The organism is Nocardioides sp. NPDC058538, assembly GCF_042719275.1.
In the GTDB taxonomy this organism is placed as follows: domain Bacteria; phylum Actinomycetota; class Actinomycetes; order Propionibacteriales; family Nocardioidaceae; genus Nocardioides.
Genome location: NZ_JBHXNY010000031.1, coordinates 1 through 21,350, shown reverse-complemented (window position 1 = coordinate 21,350; position 21,350 = coordinate 1). Strand labels below are relative to the sequence as shown.

General features: G+C 69.7%; 27 protein-coding genes, 1 tRNA gene and 1 pseudogene. 19 read left to right on the top strand and 10 right to left on the bottom strand.

The genetic code is table 11. The annotated features are described in order from the left end of the window. The first annotated feature begins 136 nt into the window (after positions 1-136). The 13 genes from ACFWQC_RS22275 to ACFWQC_RS22215 all read left to right on the top strand — a co-directional run bounded on the left by ACFWQC_RS22275 (position 137) and on the right by ACFWQC_RS22215 (position 9,575). Positions 137-916, top strand: a complete 780-nt coding sequence (locus ACFWQC_RS22275; protein ID WP_378683012.1) for an enoyl-CoA hydratase/isomerase family protein — start codon at positions 137-139, stop codon at positions 914-916. 5 nt (positions 917-921) lie between these two features. Then, positions 922-1,257, top strand: a complete 336-nt coding sequence (locus ACFWQC_RS22270; protein ID WP_378683010.1) for a hypothetical protein — start codon at positions 922-924, stop codon at positions 1,255-1,257. Positions 1,258-1,367: 110 nt separating this feature from the next. Beyond that, the gene (locus tag ACFWQC_RS22265) at positions 1,368-2,168 is read left to right on the top strand and encodes an electron transfer flavoprotein subunit beta/FixA family protein (protein WP_378683007.1); all 801 of its coding nucleotides are present in this window, start codon (positions 1,368-1,370) and stop codon (positions 2,166-2,168) included. Between the two features lie 22 nt (positions 2,169-2,190). After that, entirely contained in the window at positions 2,191-3,144 is a 954-nt protein-coding gene (locus ACFWQC_RS22260; RefSeq protein ID WP_378683004.1) for an electron transfer flavoprotein subunit alpha/FixB family protein, read from the top strand. 289 nt (positions 3,145-3,433) lie between these two features. Further along, a complete protein-coding gene (locus ACFWQC_RS22255; RefSeq protein WP_378683002.1) occupies positions 3,434-4,651 on the top strand; it encodes a phosphatidylserine/phosphatidylglycerophosphate/cardiolipin synthase family protein in 1,218 nt (405 codons plus the stop codon). 107 nt (positions 4,652-4,758) lie between these two features. Then, positions 4,759-5,664 (top strand): phosphotransferase family protein, encoded by a 906-nt coding sequence (locus tag ACFWQC_RS22250; RefSeq protein WP_378682999.1) that lies wholly within the window; start codon positions 4,759-4,761, stop codon positions 5,662-5,664. 52 nt (positions 5,665-5,716) lie between these two features. After that, entirely contained in the window at positions 5,717-6,127 is a 411-nt protein-coding gene (locus ACFWQC_RS22245; RefSeq protein WP_378682996.1) for a hypothetical protein, read from the top strand. Between the two features lie 156 nt (positions 6,128-6,283). Beyond that, positions 6,284-7,534: a glutamate-5-semialdehyde dehydrogenase gene (locus ACFWQC_RS22240; RefSeq protein WP_378682993.1), complete on the top strand. Its 1,251-nt coding sequence runs from the start codon at positions 6,284-6,286 to the stop codon at positions 7,532-7,534. Between the two features lie 30 nt (positions 7,535-7,564). Next, positions 7,565-7,726, top strand: coding sequence for a hypothetical protein (locus ACFWQC_RS22235; protein ID WP_160027856.1), 162 nt, complete (start codon positions 7,565-7,567; stop codon positions 7,724-7,726). An 11-nt stretch (positions 7,727-7,737) separates the two neighbouring features. Further along, on the top strand, positions 7,738-8,427 hold the full coding sequence (gene nadD, locus ACFWQC_RS22230; RefSeq protein ID WP_378682989.1) for a nicotinate-nucleotide adenylyltransferase: 690 nt from the start codon (positions 7,738-7,740) through the stop codon (positions 8,425-8,427). Then, on the top strand, positions 8,424-8,798 hold the full coding sequence (gene rsfS, locus ACFWQC_RS22225) for a ribosome silencing factor (protein WP_091047921.1): 375 nt from the start codon (positions 8,424-8,426) through the stop codon (positions 8,796-8,798). The genes nadD and rsfS overlap by 4 nt, the downstream gene beginning before the upstream one ends. Before the next feature lie 6 nt (positions 8,799-8,804). Beyond that, a complete protein-coding gene (locus tag ACFWQC_RS22220; RefSeq protein WP_378682985.1) occupies positions 8,805-9,440 on the top strand; it encodes a histidine phosphatase family protein in 636 nt (211 codons plus the stop codon). A 62-nt stretch (positions 9,441-9,502) separates the two neighbouring features. Further along, positions 9,503-9,575, top strand: a tRNA-Ala gene (locus tag ACFWQC_RS22215). Positions 9,576-10,132: 557 nt separating this feature from the next. Here ACFWQC_RS22215 and ACFWQC_RS22210 read toward each other — a convergent pair. Beyond that, positions 10,133-10,406, bottom strand: a pseudogene (locus tag ACFWQC_RS22210) (hypothetical protein). A 150-nt stretch (positions 10,407-10,556) separates the two neighbouring features. Between ACFWQC_RS22210 and ACFWQC_RS22205 the strand changes: the two are divergent. The 3 genes from ACFWQC_RS22205 to ACFWQC_RS22195 are packed head-to-tail and all read left to right on the top strand — an operon-like array spanning position 10,557 to position 11,688. After that, a complete protein-coding gene (locus ACFWQC_RS22205) occupies positions 10,557-10,769 on the top strand; it encodes a hypothetical protein (RefSeq protein WP_378682982.1) in 213 nt (70 codons plus the stop codon). Further along, positions 10,766-11,557 (top strand): mycofactocin-coupled SDR family oxidoreductase, encoded by a 792-nt coding sequence (locus ACFWQC_RS22200; RefSeq protein WP_378682979.1) that lies wholly within the window; start codon positions 10,766-10,768, stop codon positions 11,555-11,557. Before ACFWQC_RS22205 ends, ACFWQC_RS22200 begins: the two co-directional genes overlap by 4 nt. Then, positions 11,554-11,688 carry a hypothetical protein gene (locus ACFWQC_RS22195; protein WP_378682976.1) on the top strand — a complete coding sequence of 45 codons (135 nt, stop codon included), beginning with the start codon at positions 11,554-11,556 and terminating at the stop codon, positions 11,686-11,688. The genes ACFWQC_RS22200 and ACFWQC_RS22195 overlap by 4 nt, the downstream gene beginning before the upstream one ends. Here the strand turns inward: ACFWQC_RS22195 and ACFWQC_RS22190 are convergent. The 3 genes from ACFWQC_RS22190 to ACFWQC_RS22180 are packed head-to-tail and all read right to left on the bottom strand — an operon-like array spanning position 11,678 to position 12,932. Continuing rightward, the gene (locus ACFWQC_RS22190) at positions 11,678-11,821 is read right to left on the bottom strand and encodes an alpha/beta fold hydrolase (protein ID WP_378682973.1); all 144 of its coding nucleotides are present in this window, start codon (positions 11,819-11,821) and stop codon (positions 11,678-11,680) included. The genes ACFWQC_RS22195 and ACFWQC_RS22190 overlap by 11 nt on opposite strands. Further along, complete coding sequence (locus ACFWQC_RS22185) at positions 11,764-12,711, bottom strand: NADP-dependent oxidoreductase (protein WP_378682970.1); 948 nt, start codon at positions 12,709-12,711, stop codon at positions 11,764-11,766. Before ACFWQC_RS22185 ends, ACFWQC_RS22190 begins: the two co-directional genes overlap by 58 nt. Then, positions 12,708-12,932, bottom strand: a complete 225-nt coding sequence (locus tag ACFWQC_RS22180; protein ID WP_378682968.1) for a hypothetical protein — start codon at positions 12,930-12,932, stop codon at positions 12,708-12,710. The genes ACFWQC_RS22185 and ACFWQC_RS22180 overlap by 4 nt, the downstream gene beginning before the upstream one ends. Positions 12,933-13,128: 196 nt before the next feature. On the opposite strand from ACFWQC_RS22180, the gene ACFWQC_RS22175 reads away from it, so the two are divergent. Then, positions 13,129-14,421 (top strand): hemolysin family protein, encoded by a 1,293-nt coding sequence (locus ACFWQC_RS22175; protein ID WP_378682965.1) that lies wholly within the window; start codon positions 13,129-13,131, stop codon positions 14,419-14,421. On the opposite strand, the gene ACFWQC_RS22170 is transcribed toward ACFWQC_RS22175, so the two are convergent. Continuing rightward, positions 14,372-15,346 (bottom strand): 2-hydroxyacid dehydrogenase, encoded by a 975-nt coding sequence (locus tag ACFWQC_RS22170; protein ID WP_378682962.1) that lies wholly within the window; start codon positions 15,344-15,346, stop codon positions 14,372-14,374. The two genes, ACFWQC_RS22175 and ACFWQC_RS22170, sit on opposite strands and share 50 nt — an antisense overlap. 144 nt (positions 15,347-15,490) lie before the next feature. Then, on the bottom strand, positions 15,491-16,435 hold the full coding sequence (locus ACFWQC_RS22165) for an alpha/beta fold hydrolase (RefSeq protein ID WP_378682959.1): 945 nt from the start codon (positions 16,433-16,435) through the stop codon (positions 15,491-15,493). Between the two features lie 169 nt (positions 16,436-16,604). On the opposite strand from ACFWQC_RS22165, the gene ACFWQC_RS22160 reads away from it, so the two are divergent. After that, a complete protein-coding gene (locus tag ACFWQC_RS22160) occupies positions 16,605-17,753 on the top strand; it encodes an acyl-CoA dehydrogenase family protein (RefSeq protein ID WP_378682956.1) in 1,149 nt (382 codons plus the stop codon). 44 nt (positions 17,754-17,797) lie between these two features. On the opposite strand, the gene ACFWQC_RS22155 is transcribed toward ACFWQC_RS22160, so the two are convergent. The 4 genes from ACFWQC_RS22155 to ACFWQC_RS22140 all read right to left on the bottom strand — a co-directional run bounded on the left by ACFWQC_RS22155 (position 17,798) and on the right by ACFWQC_RS22140 (position 19,964). Next, positions 17,798-18,280: a hypothetical protein gene (locus ACFWQC_RS22155; protein ID WP_378682954.1), complete on the bottom strand. Its 483-nt coding sequence runs from the start codon at positions 18,278-18,280 to the stop codon at positions 17,798-17,800. A gap of 26 nt (positions 18,281-18,306) precedes the next feature. After that, positions 18,307-18,567 carry a glycosyltransferase gene (locus ACFWQC_RS22150; RefSeq protein WP_378682952.1) on the bottom strand — a complete coding sequence of 87 codons (261 nt, stop codon included), beginning with the start codon at positions 18,565-18,567 and terminating at the stop codon, positions 18,307-18,309. Further along, the gene (locus tag ACFWQC_RS22145; RefSeq protein WP_378682950.1) at positions 18,564-18,947 is read right to left on the bottom strand and encodes a glycosyltransferase; all 384 of its coding nucleotides are present in this window, start codon (positions 18,945-18,947) and stop codon (positions 18,564-18,566) included. The genes ACFWQC_RS22150 and ACFWQC_RS22145 overlap by 4 nt, the downstream gene beginning before the upstream one ends. A gap of 72 nt (positions 18,948-19,019) precedes the next feature. Further along, on the bottom strand, positions 19,020-19,964 hold the full coding sequence (locus ACFWQC_RS22140; RefSeq protein ID WP_378682947.1) for an SDR family oxidoreductase: 945 nt from the start codon (positions 19,962-19,964) through the stop codon (positions 19,020-19,022). A 299-nt stretch (positions 19,965-20,263) separates the two neighbouring features. On the opposite strand from ACFWQC_RS22140, the gene ACFWQC_RS22135 reads away from it, so the two are divergent. Beyond that, the gene (locus ACFWQC_RS22135) at positions 20,264-21,280 is read left to right on the top strand and encodes a LacI family DNA-binding transcriptional regulator (RefSeq protein WP_378682944.1); all 1,017 of its coding nucleotides are present in this window, start codon (positions 20,264-20,266) and stop codon (positions 21,278-21,280) included. The last annotated feature ends 70 nt before the right edge of the window (positions 21,281-21,350 follow it).

Here is a 21,350-nt window from a genome sequence, read left to right as displayed (position 1 = left end):
TTGAAACGCCCCTTTACCGACGGGGGTTACGCGATACACGCAACGCCTGTACCGCGAACCGGCGCACAAGAGATGGAAGGCACCCGATAGTGTTCCGGACACATGTAACCGCCTTCACAGACAGGGGAGCGCCACGATGGGTGACTTCGTCAACCTCACCGTCGAGGACGGCATCGGCACGATCCGGCTCGACCGGCCGAAGATGAACGCGATCAGCTTCCAGGTGCAGGCCGAGCTGCTCGAGGTCGCGACCGAGGCGGCAGCCGACGATGGCGTACGCGCGGTCGTGGTCTACGGCGGCGAGAGGCTGTTCGCCGCCGGGAACGACGTCAAGGAGATGGCCGGCCTCTCCTACTCCGAGATGGCCAAGCGGGTCGCCGGCGTGCAGGCCGCGGTGACGGCCGTCGCGGAGATCCCGAAGCCGGTGGTGGCCGCGGTGACCGGCTACGCGCTGGGTGGAGGCTGTGAGCTGGCGCTCGCGGCCGACTTCCGGATCGCCGCCGACGACGCGACCTTCGGTCAGCCGGAGGTCCTGCTCGGCATCATCCCGGGCGCCGGCGGCACCCAGCGGCTGGCGCGGCTGGTCGGGCCGTCCAAGGCCAAGGATCTGATCTTCTCGGGCCGCTTCGTCAAGGCAGACGAGGCGCTTGCAATCGGCTTGGCCGACCGGCTCGTACCGGCGGCCTCGGTCTATGAGGAGGCGCTCGCGTGGGCGAGCCAGTACAAGTTGGCGGCACCGTACGCTCTGGCGGCGGCGAAGACGGCGATCGACAAGGGGCTCGGGGTGGACCTCGCCACCGGGCTGGCCATCGAGCAGCAGCAGTTCGCCGGCGTGTTCGCGACGAAGGACTCCCAGACCGGAATGGCATCGTTCCTGGAGAACGGCCCCGGCAAAGCCAACTTCGAAGGGAAGTGAATCTCGTGTCCGACACCAAGACGTCCACCGGCCCGGGCATGGTCCACACCATCCGGTCCTACGCCTCGAGGGTGGTCTGGGCGATCGCGCTGCTCGCCGCGCTGGCGCTGGCGATCGGAGCGCTGCTGATCGCGCTCAAGGCGAACCAGGACAACACTCTCGTGGCGTTCATCCTCGACCTCGCTGACATCGCCGATCTCGGCCTGTTCTCGCGAGAGAACGGCATCAAGCAGTTCAGCGGTGAGGACGCCGAGATCAAGAACGCGCTCTTCAACTGGGGCATCGGTGCGCTGGCGTGGCTGATCGTCGGCCGCATCGTGGCCGGTGTGATCCGGCCCTGAGCCCATGTGACATTCTCAACGCGTAGGCACCTGTCATCGTATGTGACTGACGGGTAACATCGCTGGCGAACTACGACCATTCCAGGAGGGGCCGGCAAGGCCGCACCATCATGAACATTGTTGTGCTTGTGAAGTACGTGCCGGACGCGACCGCGGACCGGCAGTTCGAGGACGACTTCACCGTCGACCGGGTGAACGTCGACGGTCTGCTCTCCGAGCTCGATGAGTACGCCGTCGAGCAGTCGTTGCAGATCAAGGAGAAGCGCGAGGGTGAGGAGATCACCGTCACCGCGCTGACCGTTGGTCCGCAGGCTGCTGAGGCAGCTGTGCGCAAGGCGCTGCAGATGGGTGCCGACAAGGGCGTCCACGTCGTTGACGACGCGATCGCCGGCTCGGACTCCATCGCCACCTCGCTGGTGCTGGCCAAGGCGATCGAGAAGATCGGTGCCGAGACGAAGGTCGACCTCGTGGTCGGCGGTCTGGCCTCGACCGACGCCGGCATGAGCGTCGTCCCGGCGATGCTGGCCGAGCGCCTCGGCCTGCCGCAGGTCACCCTGGCCTCGGTCGTCGAGACCCAGGGCGACCAGATCCGGATCAAGCGTGACGGCGACGTGGCCACCGAGGTCATCGGCGGCACGCTGCCGCTGGTCCTCTCGGTCACCGACCAGTCCGGCGAGGCCCGCTACCCGTCCTTCAAGGGCATCATGGCGGCCAAGAAGAAGCCGCTGGAGACGTGGTCGCTGGCCGACCTCGGTGTCGACGCCGGCCAGGTCGGCCTGGGCGCTGCGTACACCGCGGTCGAGGAGACGGCGGCCCGCCCGCCGCGTACTGCCGGTGAGATCGTCACCGACGAGGACGGCTCGGGCGCCAAGGCGCTGGCCGATTTCCTCGCGTCCAAGAAGTTCATCTGAGGCCGAGAAAGGATTCTGAATCATGGCTGAAGTTCTCGTTCTCATCGACCACGTGGGTGGTCAGGTCAAGAAGCCGACCTACGAGCTGCTCACCCTGGCCGCCAAGCTCGGCGAGCCGTCCGCGGTCTACATCGGTGGCGCCGACGGTGCCGCTGGTGCAGCGGAGGCCGTGAAGGGCTACGGCGCCGAGAAGGTCTACGTCATCGACGACGCCCAGATCAAGGGCTACCTGGTGGCCCCGAAGGCCGAGGCGCTCGCGCAGCTGGCCGGCACTGCCTCCCCGGCCGCGATCCTGCTGCCCTCCTCCGCGGAGAACAAGGAGGTCGCCGCCCGCCTGGCGATCAAGCTCGACTCCGGTCTGATCACCGACGCGGTCGACCTCGACGAGTCCGGTGTGGCGACCCAGTCGGTCTTCGCCGGTAACTTCACGGTCAAGGGCAAGGTCACCAAGGGCACCCCGATCGTCACGGTCAAGCCCAACTCGGCCGCTCCGGTCGAGAAGGCCGGCGCCGCCGCGGTCACCCCGTTCGAGGTGACCATCTCCGATGCCGCCAAGACCGCCCAGATCGTGGCCTCCCAGCCGCGTAAGGCCTCCGGCCGCCCCGAGCTCACCGAGGCCGCGATCGTGGTCTCCGGTGGTCGTGGCACCGGCGGTGACTTCTCCGCAGTCGAGGGTCTCGCCGACGCGCTCGGTGCCGCTGTGGGTGCCTCGCGTGCCGCAGTCGACTCGGGCTGGATGCCGCACACCTTCCAGGTCGGCCAGACCGGTAAGACGGTCTCCCCGCAGCTCTACGTGGCCAACGGGATCTCCGGTGCGATCCAGCACCGTGCCGGTATGCAGACCTCGAAGACCATCGTCGCGGTCAACAAGGACGAGGAGGCACCGATCTTCGAGCTCGTCGACTTCGGTGTGGTGGGCGATCTGCACACCGTTCTCCCGGCCGTCACCGAGGCCGTGCAGGCCGCAAAGGGCTGACGAGCGTAACGACTGAGCGAGGTCGAAGGGCGAGCTTGCTCGTCCCTTCGTGCCGAGCGAGGGAGTAAGGCGCCCGAAGGGCGCCAGGCCGAGTCACGGTGTGACGTTCGTCCCGAAACCCGCCTCTGAGCACGGCTCGGAGGCGGGTTTCTTTCGGTTTGGCATCTTGTTCTGGGAATTGTCGTTGCGAGCCATACGTCGCTGGGTATAGTCCGGCCGCATGTGGGTGAATGCGCTGAGGTCGAGGACGACCCGGAAGATCTCGATCGCTTCGGCTGTGGCTGGCTGCGTGGCTGCCTTGGTCGTGGCGACGATGTCCGTGGTTTCGACGCCGGCGACCGCGGCGACCTGGTCGCCCCCGGCGGGGCCGTTCTTCAACAACCCGACCGGCAACGCGTCGCAGCGCAACGCCATCGTCCACCGGATCAACAACAGCATCCGCTACGCGCGCGCGGGCTCCTACATCCGGTTCGTCACCTACAACCTGGACCGCGCCGACACTGTCGATCAGCTCATCGCCGCGCACAAGCGCGGAGTGCACGTGCAGATCCTGGTCAATCGGAAGATGTGGAGCAGCGGTGAGCGGAAGCTGGCCGCCCGGTTCGGCACCAAGCGCTCCCGTCCGAGCTTCATCTACGGCTGCGCAGGCGCCTGCCGTGGATATGACAAGGGCAACCTGCACATCAAGATGCATTCGTTCACCCAGGTCGGCACCAAGCGCAACATCCTGATCAACAGCTCCGGCAACCTCGGTGGCGGCGCGGCTGGTTCGCAGTGGAACGACGCCCAGACGATCTACGCCAACGACAGCCTGTGGAAGACCTGGCTGCGGATGTTCAACGAGCTCAAGGCCGACCGGAAAGCCTCGCCGCGCTACGTGTCGTGGACCGGTGGCGGCACCTCCGTCGGCTTCCAGCGTCAGCGTCCGGGCGCGACCAGCGACGAGATCTACGCCCGCGGTAGCGGTGACCGGGTGATCGACCGGCTGCGGCTGATCGGCTGCAGTGCGCCGAGCGGCTACGGCACCAAGGGCAAGACGATCCTGCGGATCCACATGTACGCCTGGTACGGCCGCCGTGGCGAGCGCATCGCCGACGAGGTCGTCCGGCTGAAGAAGCGAGGCTGCGTGGTCCGGGTGATCGGCTCGGTCACCAGCGACGTGGTCTACCGCAAGCTCCGACGGGTCGGTATCCCGGCGCGCGACGCCGCCTGGGACTGGGGTCAGAAGAAGTCGACCAGCGGCGACAACATCGTCTACGGCTCGCGCTGCTACTCCCACTACAAGTGGATGAGCGTCAACGGCCGCTACTCGAACAGGGGCACCTACAGCGTCTGGACCGGCTCGGAGAACTGGTCGCCGCCGTCGTTCAGCAACGACGAGGTCACCTTCCGGTTCACCTCGAAGAGCTACTACACCGCCTACACCGCCCGGTTCAACAAGATGTGGGACAGCGCGAGGGCCACCCACCGGATCTACCTGGAGCCGAAGAGCCGGCCCTGCGCCTGACGCATGGGGCGCTAACCTCGCCGGGTGAGCGAGCGTCAGCGAGTGAACCATCCAAACGGCACGCGACCACGTCCGTATCCTGGCGCTAGCGCTACGGACGTGGTCGCATGAGCTTCGGTGAACTCGGTGGGGGCCTTCGGCCACTCGACGGCGGCTGGTCGGGCGAGACGTTCCTGGCTGAGGCAGGCGGGGAGAGGTCGGTCGTGCGGGTCTTCGCCGACCCGCGCCACCACCCGCAGGCCGCGGAGGTCCATGAGGCCCTGCACCGTCTGGTGCGGGGCCTCGTCCCCGTCCCGGACGTCCTGGAGGTACGCCGCGCCGACCCGGCCACGGGCACGCCCGCGCTCCTGGTGACCGAGTTCGTCGAGGGCGTACGCGGCGACCTGCTGCTCCCCGACCTGGACGAGGCGCAACAGGGAAGCCTCGGGCGCTGCCTCGGAGGGGTCGCCGGCACCCTGGCCGGGATGCCGTTCCTGACCGCCGGGACCTTCGCCGACAAGGAGCTGCGGGTCGAGGCGTTCGCCCTGGACCTGACCGAGTGGGTCGAGTCGTACGCCGAGCGTCTCGACTGGTCACCGGCCGACCTGGAGGGCCTGCGGGACGTGGCCGCCGACGCCCAGGACCTGCTCGACACGGTCTCCCGGGTGAGCCTGGTGCACAGCGACCTCAACCCGAAGAACCTCATCGTGGACCCGGAGACGCTGCGCGTGCGCGCGGTGCTGGACTGGGAGTTCGCCCACGCCGGCTCGCCGTTCGCCGACCTCGGCAACCTGCTGCGATTCGATCGGGAGGCGGCGTACGTCTCAGGGGTGCTGGACGGCTACGTCGCGGTGCGCGGCGGCAACGCCACGGAGGCCCTCGACCTGGCCCGCTCCGCGGACCTGGTCGCGCTGGTCGAGCTCGGGGCGCGGCGTACCGCAAACCCGGTGGCCGCCCGGGCGCACGACCTCCTGCTCGAGATCGCTCGATCCGGGGATGTCCACACCGCCCCGGAAGGCTCCGATCGCCGCTAGGATTCGGAGCGCGCCGGACGGTGCCGGCGCAACCTGGGGGATGGTTGTGGGAGTGAGTGATCTCGACGGGGCTCGGGGCCCCGCCGGAGCTTGGTGGCGTGGCTGGGCGCCCTGGATCTCGGCGCTCGTGCTGTCGGCGCTGTTCGCAGGTGCGACATCGGGGATCGCGTTCGTGCGGAAGTCGTATCAGCCGCCGGTGGACTACCCGGCGATGACCGAGTCCGAGCCGGCGGCCAGCACCTCGTCGTCCGCGCCGTCGAAGCAGGACCGGCGCGAGTCGCCCTCGACGCGACCGACGGGCGCGCCCGCCGACCCGACGCCGGTGAAGGCGCCGCGGAAGGTCCGGCCCTCGGACTCCGGATCGGGGAGCGGCGAGCCGATGGCGACGCCGGAGCCGTCCGAGAGCCCGTTCGACCCGCTCGGGGGTCTCGGCGTGCTGTTGGGCCTGGGCGAGGAGGAGTGACCCTTCGCCGTGCGGTCCGGTCCGTACGGCGAAAGGGGTGGTGGCTGTCTAAGCCGGACGGCATAGGCTTTCCGACATGAGCGAGCGCCAGCGAGCGGCAATGGGCCTCAGGCCGCCGGTTCCGTATTCTTCGATCTGCCGAACCGAGGCGACGGCATGAGTGCAGAGGCAGCGATCCGTGAGGTGGCGGCGAAGGCACGAGAGGCGAGCTACCAGCTCGCGGTCGCGCCGCGCAGCGTGAAGGACGCGGCGCTGCACGCGATGGCCGACGCGCTCCTGGCGCGGGCCGACGAGGTGCTGGAGGCCAACGCGGCCGATGTCGCCCGTGCCGAGGCCTCGGGCAGCCCGGCCAACATCATCGACCGCCTCACCCTGACCCCGGAGCGTCTCGACGGCATCGCCGCCGCCCTCCGCGAACTCGCCGCTCTCCCGGACCCCGTCGGAGACGTCGTCCGCGGCAGCACCCTCGCCAACGGTCTCGAGCTTCGCCAGGTGCGGGTGCCGTTCGGTGTCGTCGGGATGATCTACGAGGCGCGCCCCAACGTGACCGTGGACGCGGCCGGGATCTGCCTGAAGTCCGGCAACGCGGCGCTGCTGCGCGGCTCCTCCAACATCGCGTCCAGCAACGTGGCGATCGCCGCCGTGCTGCGCGACGCCGTCGTCTCCGTTGGTCTCCCTGCCGACGTGATCCAGGTCGTGCCCGGTGAGGGCCACGACTCGGTCAAGGCACTGATGCGGGCCCGCGGCCTGGTCGACGTGCTCATCCCGCGCGGTGGCGCCGGGCTGATCCGCAGCGTCGTCGAGGAGTCGACGGTGCCGGTCATCGAGACGGGGGTGGGCAACGTACACGTCTACGTCGACAAGGCCGCCGACCTCGAGAAGGCGGTCTCGATCGTGGTCAACTCCAAGACCCAGCGCACCAGCGTGTGCAACTCCGCCGAGTCGCTGCTCGTGCACGCCGACATCGCCAAGAAGTTCCTGCCCATGATCGTCCCCGCCCTGCAGGAGCGCGGGGTGCAGATCCACGGCGACGAGACCTTCCAGGCCTACGACCTCGTCGAGCCCGCCACCGACGAGGACTACGCGGCCGAGTTCCTGGCGCTGAAGATCAGCGCCGCGGTCGTGCCCGATCTCGACGCCGCCATCGCCCACATCAGGCGCTGGTCGAGCGGTCACACCGAGGCGATCCTGACCGAGGACCTCGGCGCGGCCCGGAGGTTCACCGCTGCTGTCGACTCCGCGGCCGTCATGGTCAACGCCTCCACGCGGTTCACCGACGGCGGCGAGTTCGGCTTCGGCGCGGAGATCGGGATCTCGACCCAGAAGCTGCACGCCCGGGGCCCGATGGGGCTGCCCGAGATGACCTCGACGAAGTATGTCGTCACTGGGAACGGGCACGTGCGCTGACCTGGGACGGGGCAAGGTAATCTGTGCGCCATGTCGAACTCTGTTGTGTCGAGCATCATCACCTCCGCTGAGCACGGGGCCGAGCACGGCACCTCTGGCATCGAGTGGGTCATCGGCGGCGGCGCCCTGGCGATCCTGGTCTTCGCGCTCCTGGTCCTGGTCTGGTTCGCCGGCGGCCGTGAGCACTCCTGAGCGCTGATCCGATGGGCAGCGGGGGAGCGCCCGAGCCAGGTCTGGAGGGCCTGACCGGCAAGCGCCGCGTCGGGGTGATGGGTGGCACCTTCGACCCCATCCACCACGGCCACCTGGTGGCGGCCTCCGAGGTGCAGTCGTTCTTCGACCTCGACGAGGTCGTCTTCGTGCCGACCGGCGATCCGTGGCAGAAGGCCGACCGCGACGTGTCGCCGGCCGAGCACCGCTACCTGATGACGGTCATCGCGACCGCCGCCAACCCGCGCTTCACCGTGAGCCGGGTCGACATCGACCGGGCCGGCCGGACCTACACCATCGACACGCTGCGCGATCTCGCCAAGGCGCTGCCCGAGGCCGAGCTCTACTTCATCACCGGGGCCGACGCGCTCGCCGAGATCTTCACCTGGCGCGACACCGACGAGCTCTTCGAGCTCGCCCAGTTCGTGGGGTGCACGCGCCCGGGCTACAACATGGATCCTGAGGTCATCGCGAAGATCCCCTCCGACCGCATCACCATGCTCGAGATCCCGGCTCTGGCGATCTCCTCCTCCGACTGCCGCGAGCGGCATCACCGTGGCGAACCGGTCTGGTATCTCGTCCCTGACGGCGTGGTGCAGTACATCGGCAAGCACGACCTCTACCGGCCCAAGGAAACCAGGGCCCCTCAATCCAAGACTCCCCGAAATAAGGACCGCGCATGACCGCGACCGAGCACGCCATCGAGCTCACCATCACCGCCGCCCGGGCGGCCTCGGACAAGAAGGCCGGGCACATCCTGGCCTTCGACGTCAGCGACCAGCTGGCCATCACCGACGCCTTCGTGCTGGCCTCCGCCCCCAACGAGCGGCAGGTGCAGTCGATCGTCGACGAGGTCGAGCTGAAGCTCCGCGACCTCGGCTCCAAGCCGCTGCGCCGCGAGGGGCACAAGGAGGGGCGCTGGGTGCTGCTCGACTACGGCGAGATCGTCGTGCACGTCCAGCACGAGGAGGAGCGCCAGTTCTACGCTCTCGAGCGGCTCTGGCGTGACTGCCCCTCGATCTCGCTGCCCGCCGACATCGTCTCCGAGGGCTGAGGTCCGGTGGTCGAACCTGTGGAGATCCGTCGCCTCATCCTGCTCCGTCACGGTGTGACCGGCTGGAACGCCGACGGCCGCTACCAGGGCCAGACCGACATCGAGCTGGCCGAGACCGGCCACCAGCAGGCCAAGGCCGCCGCTCGGGCGCTCGGGACCACCTACGCCGTCACCCGCCTCGTCTCCTCGGACCTGATGCGGGCCCGGCAGACCGCTGCGTACGTCGCCGAGGAGACCGGCCTGGAGGCCGCGTACGACCCGCGGCTGCGGGAGGTCTGCGCGGGGGAGGCCGAAGGCATGAACCGTGCCCAGATCCTCGAGCGCTTCGGTGAGATGCCGGCCAGCTGGGAGCCCTATGGCGGCGAGTCCTGGCCCACGGTCGCGGCACGCTTCAGCGGCGCGCTCCACGACGTCGCCGAGACCGTCGCGCCCAGCGAGACCGTCGTGGTCGTCGCTCACGGCGGTGCCATCCGGCAGGGTCTGGCCGCCTTCCTCGGCTGGGACCCGTCCGTCGTCACCACCCTCGCTCCGCTGACGAACTGTGCCTGGATCGAGCTCACCGCCCGGGAGTCCGCCCACGGACTCATCCCGTCGGCGCCCTGGCGACTCGCGACGTACGGAATGGGGGCCCCGATTTCGTGATCTCGGGAGCATTCCGCTACTGTTCTTCTCGTTGCCCGGGTTGATCTCCGGGACAACGCCAAGGGGGTGTGGCGCAGCTGGTAGCGCATCTGCATGGCATGCAGAGGGTCAGGGGTTCGAGTCCCCTCACCTCCACCGAAACACCTGATCAGAGCCGTGTTCTGAACCTTCACCGAAGGTTGAGAACACGGCTTGATCGCTTTTGAGGCGCATCTGTTGTTCCGACTTCGGAACGTCTGCCCGTCGCCATCTTCCGGGCTGAATCTCTGTCTTGATACAGGTTCGCATCACTTGCTCATGAGCACACCGTCTCGGGGAGATCGCGCCGGTTCGAAGGCCTTACTCGGATAAGGATTTCTCCCGTATGACCGTGGTGATCGCCTTCCTATTCTGAGGCGACATCAGTTGGTCAGCGCCGACCGCTCAGCCGATTACGGCCGTTGATCTGCCTCTGCCTGCTGCCCGAGACCGCACCCCGGGCCCTGGCCCGGGCCAAGCTCCGGACCCAGTTCAGCTGAACCTGATCGGCAACCGTCCGGGCTGTCATGGCGTCGCGATCAGCTTCGTCGTGACAGCCCGGTTCGTACGGCGACAACGACCAGTTGGTGAGAGCCGTACGGCAGGCGTGGTCGACGTGGCGCAGGAGGCTTTGCTGCAGCAAGCCCGTAGCCGCGTCGCCGTAGTGCCGGGCCTCAGCTCGAGACGTACGAGCGCAGGTGCGCCATCGGGGCGTCGAGCAGGTCCAGCAGGTCCAGCAGATCGGGGAGCGAGGCGTCGTCGTCGGCGAGCCAGGCCTGATACGAGGCCAGGGTGAGGGCCAGCGAGACCTGCCCGATGGTCTGGGAGGATGTCCGCGGGACGCCCGCCGGTGCGCTCGGCGACGTACTCGGCGATGACCTCGCGCCAGCTGGCGTAGCCGAGCACCGAGTGGGCCTGGAGGGCCGGGGTGGTCAGGATCAGACGCATCCGGTCGCGGTGGGGGCGTCCGCGCAGCGAGCGCCGCGTCGTGGAGACGGGGCTGGTGGGCACCTGCCGCAATCTACCGCAGCGCTCTGAGCAGAGAATCGCTTCGTGCTGCGCACCCTATCTCTTGACCCTGAGTGTCATTAATGTGCTGTGAGTCACGTCGAACCCGAGATGAAGGAGAATGTCATCTTCCATCTGGCTGCCTTCGGTGAGGCGCTTCCTGGGCTCAACCCATGTGGCGCGGGTCGGGTGGCTTTCCTGATCGACGGCGGCTTCGACAGAGTCTGGAAGCGGTCGAGCCTCTTCGAGGCGGTGGGCGTCGCTGCCGATGACCGGCTCAGGATCGGAGCGGCGGCACGATGAGTGTCGAGACGACACGGGTCGCGCTGGTGACCGGCGCCGCACGCGGGATCGGCGCGGCCACCGTGCGTGGCCTGGTGGCCGAGGGCGTACGCGTCGTCGCGCTCGACTGGTGCGCGGGTGAGGACTCCCCGGCCGGCTATCCCCAGGCCACGAAGGCCGACCTGGACACCCTGGTCGCCTCGCTCCCGGCAGGCTGGGTCGAACCGGTCGTCGGTGACGTACGGGACCCGGCGGCGCTGACCGCCGCGGTCGACGCCGCGCACCACGGGTGGGGGCGGCTCGACGTCGCGGTCGCAGGTGCGGCGGTGATCGCCGGTGGGCGTCCGTTGTGGGAGGACACCTCGCTCGACCTGCAGTGGCAGATCGACGTCGCCGGGGTCTGGAACACCGCGGCGGCCGCCGTCCCAGTGATGCTCGCCGGGCCCGATCCCGGCGGGTGCCGGTTCGTAGCGCTTGCCTCCGCGGCCGGATCGCGCGGCCTGTTCCACCTCGCCGCCTACAACGCCGCCAAGCACGCTGTGGTCGGTCTGGTGAAGGGCCTGGCCGCCGACCTCGCCGGCACGGGTGTGACCGCCTGCGCCGTCTCACCGGGCTCCACCGACACCGCGATGCTCGCCGCGACCGCCGACCTCTATGCGGTCGGCCCGGACGACCTTGCCGCCCACCAGCTCCTGCGCCGCCCGCTCACGCCCGAGGAGGTCGCCGCCACCGTCGTCCACGCCTGCTCACGTGCCGGGGCGGTGCTCAACGGCTCGGTCGTCGCCGCCGACGGAGGCTTCGGCGGATGAGGCTGCCGGACGGGTTCGCGGTTCGGGTCCACGATGCCGCCTCCGACCTCATCGCTCGCCGCTGCCTCGATGACCTCGCCTACGGTGCCGGCCTCGGCGGTAGGAACCCCGGCGCGAAGGTCAGTCGGTGAGGAAGTCGGCGGCGACCGGGGCGAACTTCTCGTGGAAGTGGAAGATCCCGCCGTGACCGGAGTTCGGGTAGATGATCAGCTGGCTGCCCTTGATGCGGCGATGGAGGTCTTCGGAGAGAGCCGTGGGCACCATCCGGTGCCGTCGTCGTAGAGCGCGGCGAGGGTCGTGAGCTGGGTGCCGTTCGCCTCCATGAAGAGGAACGAGTAGCGAACGCCGAGCTTCTTGGCGCGGGACCGGATCTTGCGGCTCAACAGGGCCATGACGGGTTTGAGGAGCGGCTTGCCCAGCTGGTCCGCCATGTGCGGGTCGGGTGGGCCGACCACGCTGATCGCCAGACCGCCCGGCTTCAGCACGGTCAGCGACTTCTCGAGGCTAGCGGTCCCGAGAGAGTCGAGCACGACGTCGTAGCCGGACAGGACCTGGGCGAAGTCGGTGCTGGTGTAGTCGACGACCTCGTCGGCGCCGAGCGTACGGACCTTCTCGACGTCCTTGGTCGCGGCGGTGGTGGCGACGTAGGCACCGAGGTGCTTGGCGACCTGGATGACGGTGGAACCGAGGCCGCCGGCGCCGGCGTGAACCAGGACCTTCTGGCCCGGCTTGACGCTGGCCAGGCCGACCAGGGCCTGCCATGCGGCGAGCGCGACCAGGGGTACGGCGGCGGCCTCCTCGAACGACAGGGACCTCGGCTTGAGGGAGATGTCGTCGGAGTCGATGGCGATCTGCTCGGCGAACGTGCCGATGCGCAGGTCGCGCGCCCGGGCGCAGATCTCGTCGCCGACCTTGAAGTCACGGACCTCCGGCCCGACCTGAGTGATCACACCGGAGACGTCGTGGCCGAGGGTGAAGGGCAGCTCGTACTTCAGCAGTTGCTTGAGCTCCCCGTTGCGGACCATCTTGTCGAGGGGGTTGATGCTCGCCGCGCGGACGTCGACCAGGACGTCGCGAGGCCCGAGCGTCGGTGTCGGGACATCGGCCGCCTCGAGCCCGTCCGGACCGTAGTGGGTGACGACGAACGCCTTCATGGCGACTCCTGGGTGGGTGTTGTCGCGGGACCCGGACGGGCTCCCGCGATGGTCATGGCTTGGGTGTGGGCCGCGGCGAGGATGCGGTCGGAGAGCTCGGTGTCGGTGACGGCGCGAGCCAGCTGCAGGGAGCCGACCAGGAGCGTGAAGATGCCGATCGCACGCTCGTCGGTCTGCTGGGCATCGCCCTCGTCGAGGTGGCGCGAGATCGCCTCGATCATCGAGCGGGCGCCTTCGGTGTAGGCGTCTCGGGTCGTCGCGTCGCAGCGGCCGATCTCGTCCAGGAGGGCGCCTCGGTCGGGCGACTCGCCCGGCGACCTGAGTCCGCTGGTGATGCGGCTGTAGATTCATCCCTGTGAAGAGGCCCCGAAGTACTTACCGCTCACCTGGATTCATGTCGGATGGTGAGCGGGCCTGATGGACAGCCAGACATTTCTCAGCCTCGGGCTGGTGCTGGTGTTCGTGCTGGTCGGCGGCGTCTTCGCCGCGACCGAGCTGGCGCTGGTGTCGCTGCGTGAGAGCCAGCTGACCGCGCTCGAGCGAAAAGGCGCACGTGGAGCACGGGTGGCGGAGGTCGCCCGCGACCCCAACCGCTTCCTGGCCGCGGTGCAGATCGGCGTGACCGTCGCCGGCTTCCTCTCCGCGGCCTACGGCGGGTCGGCGATCGCTCCCGACGTCGCGCCCTACCTCGAGCGCCTCGGCCTGACCGAGGCGCTGGCCGAGACCACGGCGCTGATCGTGCTGACCCTGTTCATCGCCTATCTCTCCCTGGTGCTGGGCGAGCTCGTGCCGAAGCGACTGGCGCTGCAGAAGGCTGCCGGCATCTCGCTGGCCGTCGCGCCGGTGCTGGACCGGTTCGCCACCGTGATGCGACCGGTGATCTGGCTGCTCTCGGTCTCCACCGACGCCGTCGTACGGCTGCTCGGCGGTGACCCCAAAGCCTCGGCCGAGCAGGTCTCGGAGGAGGAGCTGCGCGAGATGGTCTCCACCAACCGGGACCTCGAGGAGGACGAGCGCCGGATCCTGCGTGACGTGTTCGCCACCACCGAGACGACGTTGAGGGAGGTGATGCGTCCGCGCGGCGACGTCACCTTCATGCCCGCCGCGATGCCGCTTCCCGAGGCAGCCGAGACGGTGCGTGACCTGCCCTACTCCCGCTACCCGGTGACCGGCGAGGGCTTCGACGACATCCTCGGTTTCCTGCACGTACGCGACCTGCTCGGTGTCGTCGCGACCGACGAGCGCACGATCCGGGACATCTGCCGTCCGGTGCTCTCACTGCCGGGGAGCAAGCGGGTGATCCCGTCGGTCGCCACGATGCGCGAGGGCGGCACCCACCTGGCGATGGTCGTGGACGAGTACGGCGGCACCGACGGCATCGTGACCCTCGAGGACCTCGTCGAGGAGATGATCGGCGACATCCGTGACGAGTACGACCACGGCGAGGCCCGCATCCGCGACCACGGTGACCTGTCCCGGATCGACGGCGCGATGACGATCGAGGACTTCGCGGACACCACCGGCATCGAGCTCGAGGACGGTGCCTACGAGACCGTCGCGGGCTATCTCATCTCGCGGCTCGGCCACATCCCGCAGGTCGGGGAGGTGCTGGCGCTCCGGGACGGCACCCTGGAGGTGACCGCCCGGAACGGCAACCGCATCACCGAGATCGCGCTGCGCCCCGAGGCGTCACCTCCGGCACCGGAGTGAGGACGGTGCCGTCGGCGAGCCAGCGGTCGAGGTTGTCGAGGGTCAGCTGCTCCATGGCGGCACGCGTCTCGACGGTGCCGCTGGCCAGGTGCGGGAGGAGCACCACGTTGTCGAGGTCGATCAGCTCCGCGGGGACCGCGGGCTCCTCGGTGTAGACGTCGAGGCCGGCGCCGGCGATGCCGCCCTCGAGGAGCAGCTCGACCAGTGCGTCCTGGTCGACCACGGAGCCGCGCGCGATGTTGATGAGATAGCCCTCGTGCCCGAGCGCCTCGAGCACCTTGCGGTCGACGAGGTGCTGCGTACCGCTGCCACCGGAGGTGGCGAGGACCAGGATGTCCACGTCGGCGGCGAGCTGCGCGGGGGAGGCGGCGTAGGTGTAGGGAGAGCCGGCGACCTCGCGGCGGGAGTGGTAGGAGATCGGGCAGCCGAACGCCTCGAACCGGGTCGCGATGGCCTGACCGATCCGCCCCAGACCCAGGATCCCGACCCGCTTGCCCGAGACCTTGCGGGCCAGCGGGTAGGTGACGACCTCGGGCCAGTCGCCGCGGCGTACGAACCGGTCGGCCGCACTGAGCTGGCGCAGGGTGTCGATGGCGAGGCCGATCGCGGTGTCGGCCACGCAGTCGGTCAGCACGTCGGGGGTGTTGGAGACCAGTACGCCACGTGCGGCCGCGGTCTCGACGTCGGTGGTGTCGTAGCCGACCCCGAAGTTGACGACAGCGCCGAGCGCGGGCAGCTGCGCCATCAGCTCGGCCGGTACGCCGGTACGCCCGGTGGTCACCACGGCACCGATCGAGGGCCCGTGCTCGGCGAGGAACGCGGCGCGGCTGTCGTCGTCGGGCAGCACCAGGGCGTCGTAGTGGTCGGTGAGGGTGGCGGCCAGCGACGGCTTGAGCGGTCCTACCTGGAGGATGCGGCGGGTCATGGGTCTCTTCCTCGAGGTTGGACGACATCGGGATTCCGAGGCTAGGTCGCGACGGTGATGCGCGTCCAACAGCAGCACGGCATCGACCGATGCGGCATGGGTATGGAGGTGACAGGGAGGGCGCGGCGGGTCGATCGCCGACCTTTACTCGCTCAGCACCTGGGTGGCCGCGGGATCGGGTTCCGGTCCGGGCCCGGTGCGCAGCCGTGTCTGCCAGGTCTGCTGGTCCCACGTCGCGGGCACGGTCTCGCGGATGAACCGCTCGACGACCGTCGTGAAGCGCTCGGGGTCGGACCGGAACGGGAAGTGGCCGGCGCCGTCGAACACCTCGAGCGCGGCCTGGGGCAGCGCCGCCTGCGCCTGCCCGGCGTGGCGGTAGGGGATGACGCCGTCGCGGTCGCCCCAGATCATCAGCATCGGTACGTCCGAGGCCAGGTAGCAGCGGTCGAGCATCGTGACGACCTGGCCGTGCCAGTCGACGACGGCCCGCAGGGTCCGGGCGAACGCCTGGCGCGAGGGACCGTCGGGCAGCGCGTCGACGATCCTGGTCAGGTCCGGAGCGTCGACGCCGAGGTCGTGATCGAGGCGGCGCAGCAGGGCGAGGGAGACGGACACCCCGGTCCGCGAGATCGGCAGCCGCAACAGCTTGAGCAGCTCTGGCGCCAACGGCAGGGTCGCGAGCCGTAGCCAGGTCGAGACACCGTTTCCGGAGCCGCCGTTGGAAACCAGCACGATCCGATCGACCAGCTGCGGGTACTGGTAGGCGAGCTGCATCGCGATACCTCCGCCGAGCGAGTGGCCGACGAGGGTGACTCGCTCGACGTCCAGCACGGCCAGGAGGTCGCGCATCCCGTTGGCGAACCCGCCGATCGAGTAGTCGGCCCGCGGCTTGTCGGAGTCGCCGTGACCGAGGAGGTCGGGAGCGATGACGAGGTGGTTCTCGGCGAACAGAGGTAGCACGTCGTCCCACGTCCGCGAGCTGTCGCCGATTCCGTGGATGAACATGATCGCGGAGCCTTCGCCGCCGATGCGGTACGCACGCCTGTAGCCGTGGATCACCCGCGACTGCTGCTCCACCGCCCGCGCCATGGTCGGCACGGTAGTCGCCGCGGGTTTCGGGCATGTTGCAGTGGCGCCGTGTCGTCGCCGGCGATCCCCCAGCTACTGGTCGGCGTGCCAGGCGGCCATCGCGTGGTCGGCGGGTTCGCCGACATACTCGTCCTGAGCCTCGACCCGCCCGCACGAAGGAGCAGCACCCATGGAGCCCGACGAGTTCACGTCGATCCTCGAAGCCGTCCGCGCATTCGTCCGCAAGGAGGTCGTCACGGCCGAGGACGAGATCGAGGAGACCGATCAGATCCCCGACCGGCTCCGGCAGCAGGCCGCGGCCATGGGGCTGTTCGGCTATGCCATCCCCGAGGAGTACGGCGGTCTCGGCTTCACCATGTCCGAGGAGGTCCGGCTGGCGATGGAGCTCGGCTGGACCACGCCGTCGTTCCGTTCGATGTTCGGCACCAACAACGGCATCGCCGGCCAGGTGCTGGTCAACTGCGGCACCGAGCGGCAGAAGCAGCAGTACCTGCCCGGGCTGGCCAGCGGTGACCTGGTGGCTTCGTTCGCGCTCACCGAGCCCGAGGCCGGCTCCGACCCGAGCGGCCTGCGCACGCGCGCGGTCCGAGAGGGCGACGCGTACGTCATCAACGGGCAGAAGCGCTTCATCACCAACGCGATCTGGGCCGACCTGTTGATGGTGTTCGCCCGCACCGGCGACCTCGACGAGGGCGCGAAGAACATCTCGGTGTTCGTGGTGCCGACCGACACCCCCGGCGTCACCATCGGTCCGAAGGACCACAAGATGGGCCAGCGCGGTTCGGTGACGTCGGAGATCTTCCTCGACGGTGTCCGGGTGCCCGCCGAGAACCTGGTCGGCGAGGTCGAGGGCGAGGGCTTCTCCGCGGCGATGCGATCGCTGGCCAAAGGCCGGCTGCACATCGCCGCGCTGACCGTCGGCCTGGCGGACCGGCTGATCGAGGAGAGCCTGCGCCACGCCACGACCAACGGCCAGGGCGGCCAGAAGCTGGCGGAGTTCCAGCTGATCCAGGCGATGCTCGCCGAGAGCCGGACCGAGGCGTACGCCGGTCGCGCGATGGTCCTCGAGGCGGCCCGCAGCTGGGACGATGGCAGCGACCGCCGGACGGCACCGTCGCTGTGCAAGCTGTTCTGCACCGAGGCGGTCGACCGGATCGCCGACCGCGCGGTCCAGATCCACGGCGGCCTCGGCTACATGCGCGAGGTTCCGGTCGAGCGGTTCTACCGCGACGCGCGGCTGTTCCGGCTCTACGAGGGCACCAGCGAGATCCAGAAGCTGATCATCGCCAAGCAGATGGTGAAGGAGTTCCGGGGGTGAGCGAGTAGCTCGAGGTTGTACGCTCCCGCGATCCGCGCGAGGCTTCAGACATGACGTCCCCGCTGGTCCGGGTCCACACGCTGACGACGCGCGTCGATGCGCCGGTCGAGGAGGTCTTCGGGCGGCATCGGCGCCCGGGGGCGATCCGCCGGCTGACGCCGCCGTGGACGCCGGGGGAGGTGCGGGTGGAGGCGACCGATCTGGCCGACGGGACGGCGGTGATCTCGCTCGGCCGTGGTGTGGACTGGGTGGCCCGCCACGATCCCGATGGCTACGAAGCACCGCACCTGTTCACAGAGCGGCTCGCCTCGCTGCGGCCGCTGTCGTGGACTCACCGGCACGAGTTCGCCGCCGACGGCGACGCCACGCTGGTCACCGACCGGGTCGAGACCAACGTGCTCGGGCGGATGGTGGACCGGATGCTCGGCTACCGCCACGATCAGCTGGTCGCCGACCTCGCGGCCCACCACAGGACGTACGCCGCGGGCAGGACCACCAGTTCCGTCCCCCGACGCTGGAGGCGGCACTGCGCCACGTACTCGGTCGTTGAGGGTCAGGCCTCACCGCTGAGCAGCAGCTCCGCGGCCACCGCCGCTCCGTCGACCCTGGCCGCGGCAGCCAGCGACGTCGCCCGCGCGCGGACCTCAGGCGCCAGGACGGCGCCGAGAGCCGCGGTGAGCGACTCGACCGTCGGTGCGGCGCCGTCGTGGGCGACCCCGATGCCGAGCTCCGCCACCCGCCCGGCCCAGTAGGTCTGGTCGCCGGCCTGCGGCACCACCACCTGCGGAGCGCCGGCCCGGTAGGCCGTCGTCACGGTGCCCGCGCCACCGTGGTGGATGACGGCGGCGACCCGGCCGAAGAGCTGCTGGTGGTTGACCTCGCCGATGACGAAGCAGTCGTCGCCACGACCACATCACAGCCCGCAGCGGCCTCGGCCACGGTGTCGTACTGCGCCCTGATGAAGTCGGTCACCCGCTGGTGACTCTCCTCGGGGGTCGGCGGCCGCTCCCAGGACCGCCACGGCTTGAGGAACGGCACGTGCGGCACACCCTCCCGCTCCAGCAGGTCGACGAACTCCTGGTCCGGCGGCGCGCACATCCGCACCTCAGCGCCTCTCCGCTGCAGCTGCACCGCGAGCGCCACCAGCGGCTCGACGTCTCCCCGCGACCCGTACGTCGACAACAGCACGCGCATCCATTGCTCCGTTCCATGGGCATCGGGCCGGGCCCGAGAACGACGGCAGCATAAGGTTCCCGCGCCGCCGGATCAGGATGTCGGGAGCGCGGTCCGGGTGAGGCTCTCGGAGATCTCCCACAGCCGGGTGGCGTCCTCGGCGCTGACCAGCGGCCGATAGAGCGCCTGCTCGGCGGGGGCGCCACCGAGGTGCCCGGGGCCGCTGGGGCCGTACAGCCGGCCACCGGTCGCCGCGGGCGAGGTCGCGGCCAGCAGCGCGGGAAGGGCGGCGGTCTCGGGGGTGCCGAGGAGGATCCCGCGGGCCGAGAGCCAGCGGATCATGCGTACGGAGAGGGTGTCCGTCGTACGTCCGATCTCAGGGCGAGCGGCCAGCAGGTTGGTCGGCGCGACGCCGGGGTGGGAGAGGTTGCTGGTGATGCCCCAGCCGTGGGCCTGGCTGCGCCGGTCCAGCTCCAGCCCGAAGAGGCCGACGGCGATCTTGGACTGGCTGTAGGCCTTCATGTCCTCATAGCTCTGCTCCCAGTTGGGGTCCTCCCAGTTGACCGCGCCTCGCCTCGCGGCGACGCTGACCTGCGACGTCACCCGGGCCTGCCCGGCCCGCAGCAGCGGCAGGATCCGGGCGACGAGGGCGAAGTGTCCGAGATGGTTGGTGCCGAACTGGAGCTCGAACCCGTCGGCGGTCGTCTGCCGCTCCGGCGGCGTCATCACGCCGGCGTTGTTGATCATCACGTGGAACGGCTGGTCCTCGCCCAGCAGCGTCTCGGCGAGCGCCGCCACCGACGACAGCGACGACAGGTCGAGGTCACGCAGCGAGATCTGGGCCTCCGGGACGTGCCCGCGGATCGTGGCCAGTGCCTTCTCGCCCTTGCCGGCGTTGCGTACGGGCATCACGACCTCCGCACCGGCTGCGGCCAGCCGGGTGGCCATCACCAGGCCCATGCCGTCGCTGGCGCCGGTGACCAGGGCTCGCTTACCGGACAGGTCGGGGATCGTGATGTCGATGGGTCGACGTGGCATCGGTCTGCTCCTGGAGAGAGGATCTCGGGTCGGATCCATCCTGGGTTGCCCACCAGGATCTATCCAGGGTCTGCCGATCCCAGCCTGCGGAGGCAGCGCATGCGCCCGGCTATCGACTCCTCGACCAGGCTCGTGACCTCGGCCTGCCCGAGAACCCGGACGAGCTCGCGTCACTCGTCCCCGGCGGCCGCTGCGCCTCGCCCGTGGCGGCGCTCGCCCGGGCACGTCACGGGCTTCCCGAGCTCGAGGAGACCTGAGGCAGTCCTGCCGCCAGCGGTGATGCCGCTTAGGATCACCGCATGGTCAACGGGGAGTCGAAGAACGCGCCGAGCATGGCAGATGTCGCGGCCCTGGCAGGGGTCTCGCACCAGACCGTGTCCCGCGTGGTCAACGGCTCCGACGCCGTACGCGGCGACACCCGCGACCGGGTGCTGGCAGCGATCGACGAGCTGGGCTACCGGCGCAACAAGTCGGCGCGCGCTCTGGTGACGCGGAAGTCGGGACGGCTGGGCCTGCTCTACACCCAGCCGCACCTCTACGGGCCGGGCACGCTGGCCGCCTCGGTGCACCAGGCCGGTCAGCGGGCCGGCTACGACATCATCCTGAGCCCGGTGCCGCACCTGGAGGCGACCTCGGCGGAGCGGGCGATCGAGGCGCTGCTCGACGACGCGGTCGAGGCCGTGCTCCTCGGCGTCTCGCACCAGTCGTTCGAGGACCTGGTCGCCCAGCTCGCCTCGACGGTCGAGGTCGTGATGATCCACAGCGACCCGCCGGCGGGGGTGCGCTCGGTGGGGATCGACCAGCACGCCGGGGCCGTGCTGGCCACGCAGTACCTGCTGGACATCGGCCATCGCAACATCGCCCACGTGGCCGGTCCGGTCGGCTGGATCGACGCCCGGCAGCGCCGGGAGGGGTGGCTGGCCGCGCTCCGGGACAGCGAGGTGCAGCCCGGGCCCGAGATCTTCGGTGACTGGTCGAGCAAGAGCGGTTACGAGGCCGGGGCCGAGATCGCCCGGGACCCCTCGGTCACCGCGGTCTTCGCGGCCAACGACTCGATGGCGCTCGGCGTGATCCGGGCGCTGCACGAGGCCGGCCGCCGGGTCCCGCAGGACGTGAGCGTCGTCGGCTTCGACGATGTCCCGGACGCCGCGTACCTCTGGCCGCCGCTGACCACGGTCCGGCAGGACTTCGCCTCGCTCGGCGAGCTCGCGGTCGAGGTGGCGATCAAGGCCATCGCCGACGGGACCGTCGAGACGCCCGCTCTGATTGCGCCGGAGCTGGTGGTGCGGGCCTCTGCTGCCCGCAAGCCCAGCTAGCCGCCGAAGCGTCACCTAGGTCGGCCGAAGCGTCACCCCCGTCGGCCGAGTTGGCACCACGGTGCCAACT

What these genes read in the sequence shown, in the direction of transcription:
- ACFWQC_RS22265 (WP_378683007.1), top strand. Translation starts at nt 1,368, where the DNA reads ATGAACATTGTTGTGCTTGTGAAGTACGTGCCGGACGCGACCGCGGAC.
- ACFWQC_RS22195 (WP_378682976.1), top strand. Translation starts at nt 11,554, where the DNA reads ATGAGGCTGCCGGACGGGTTCGCGGTTCGGGTCCACGATGCCGCCTCC.
- ACFWQC_RS22140 (WP_378682947.1), bottom strand. Translation starts at nt 19,964, where the DNA reads ATGCCACGTCGACCCATCGACATCACGATCCCCGACCTGTCCGGTAAG.
- ACFWQC_RS22185 (WP_378682970.1), bottom strand. Translation starts at nt 12,711, where the DNA reads ATGAAGGCGTTCGTCGTCACCCACTACGGTCCGGACGGGCTCGAGGCG.
- ACFWQC_RS22160 (WP_378682956.1), top strand. Translation starts at nt 16,605, where the DNA reads ATGGAGCCCGACGAGTTCACGTCGATCCTCGAAGCCGTCCGCGCATTC.
- ACFWQC_RS22180 (WP_378682968.1), bottom strand. Translation starts at nt 12,932, where the DNA reads ATGATCGAGGCGATCTCGCGCCACCTCGACGAGGGCGATGCCCAGCAG.
- ACFWQC_RS22135 (WP_378682944.1), top strand. Translation starts at nt 20,264, where the DNA reads ATGGTCAACGGGGAGTCGAAGAACGCGCCGAGCATGGCAGATGTCGCG.
- nadD (WP_378682989.1), top strand. Translation starts at nt 7,738, where the DNA reads ATGGGCAGCGGGGGAGCGCCCGAGCCAGGTCTGGAGGGCCTGACCGGC.
- ACFWQC_RS22145 (WP_378682950.1), bottom strand. Translation starts at nt 18,947, where the DNA reads ATGCGCGTGCTGTTGTCGACGTACGGGTCGCGGGGAGACGTCGAGCCG.
- ACFWQC_RS22250 (WP_378682999.1), top strand. Translation starts at nt 4,759, where the DNA reads ATGAGCTTCGGTGAACTCGGTGGGGGCCTTCGGCCACTCGACGGCGGC.
- ACFWQC_RS22240 (WP_378682993.1), top strand. Translation starts at nt 6,284, where the DNA reads ATGAGTGCAGAGGCAGCGATCCGTGAGGTGGCGGCGAAGGCACGAGAG.
- ACFWQC_RS22165 (WP_378682959.1), bottom strand. Translation starts at nt 16,435, where the DNA reads ATGGCGCGGGCGGTGGAGCAGCAGTCGCGGGTGATCCACGGCTACAGG.
- ACFWQC_RS22260 (WP_378683004.1), top strand. Translation starts at nt 2,191, where the DNA reads ATGGCTGAAGTTCTCGTTCTCATCGACCACGTGGGTGGTCAGGTCAAG.
- ACFWQC_RS22190 (WP_378682973.1), bottom strand. Translation starts at nt 11,821, where the DNA reads ATGGTGCCCACGGCTCTCTCCGAAGACCTCCATCGCCGCATCAAGGGC.
- ACFWQC_RS22175 (WP_378682965.1), top strand. Translation starts at nt 13,129, where the DNA reads ATGGACAGCCAGACATTTCTCAGCCTCGGGCTGGTGCTGGTGTTCGTG.
- ACFWQC_RS22170 (WP_378682962.1), bottom strand. Translation starts at nt 15,346, where the DNA reads ATGACCCGCCGCATCCTCCAGGTAGGACCGCTCAAGCCGTCGCTGGCC.
- ACFWQC_RS22235 (WP_160027856.1), top strand. Translation starts at nt 7,565, where the DNA reads ATGTCGAACTCTGTTGTGTCGAGCATCATCACCTCCGCTGAGCACGGG.
- rsfS (WP_091047921.1), top strand. Translation starts at nt 8,424, where the DNA reads ATGACCGCGACCGAGCACGCCATCGAGCTCACCATCACCGCCGCCCGG.
- ACFWQC_RS22200 (WP_378682979.1), top strand. Translation starts at nt 10,766, where the DNA reads ATGAGTGTCGAGACGACACGGGTCGCGCTGGTGACCGGCGCCGCACGC.
- ACFWQC_RS22275 (WP_378683012.1), top strand. Translation starts at nt 137, where the DNA reads ATGGGTGACTTCGTCAACCTCACCGTCGAGGACGGCATCGGCACGATC.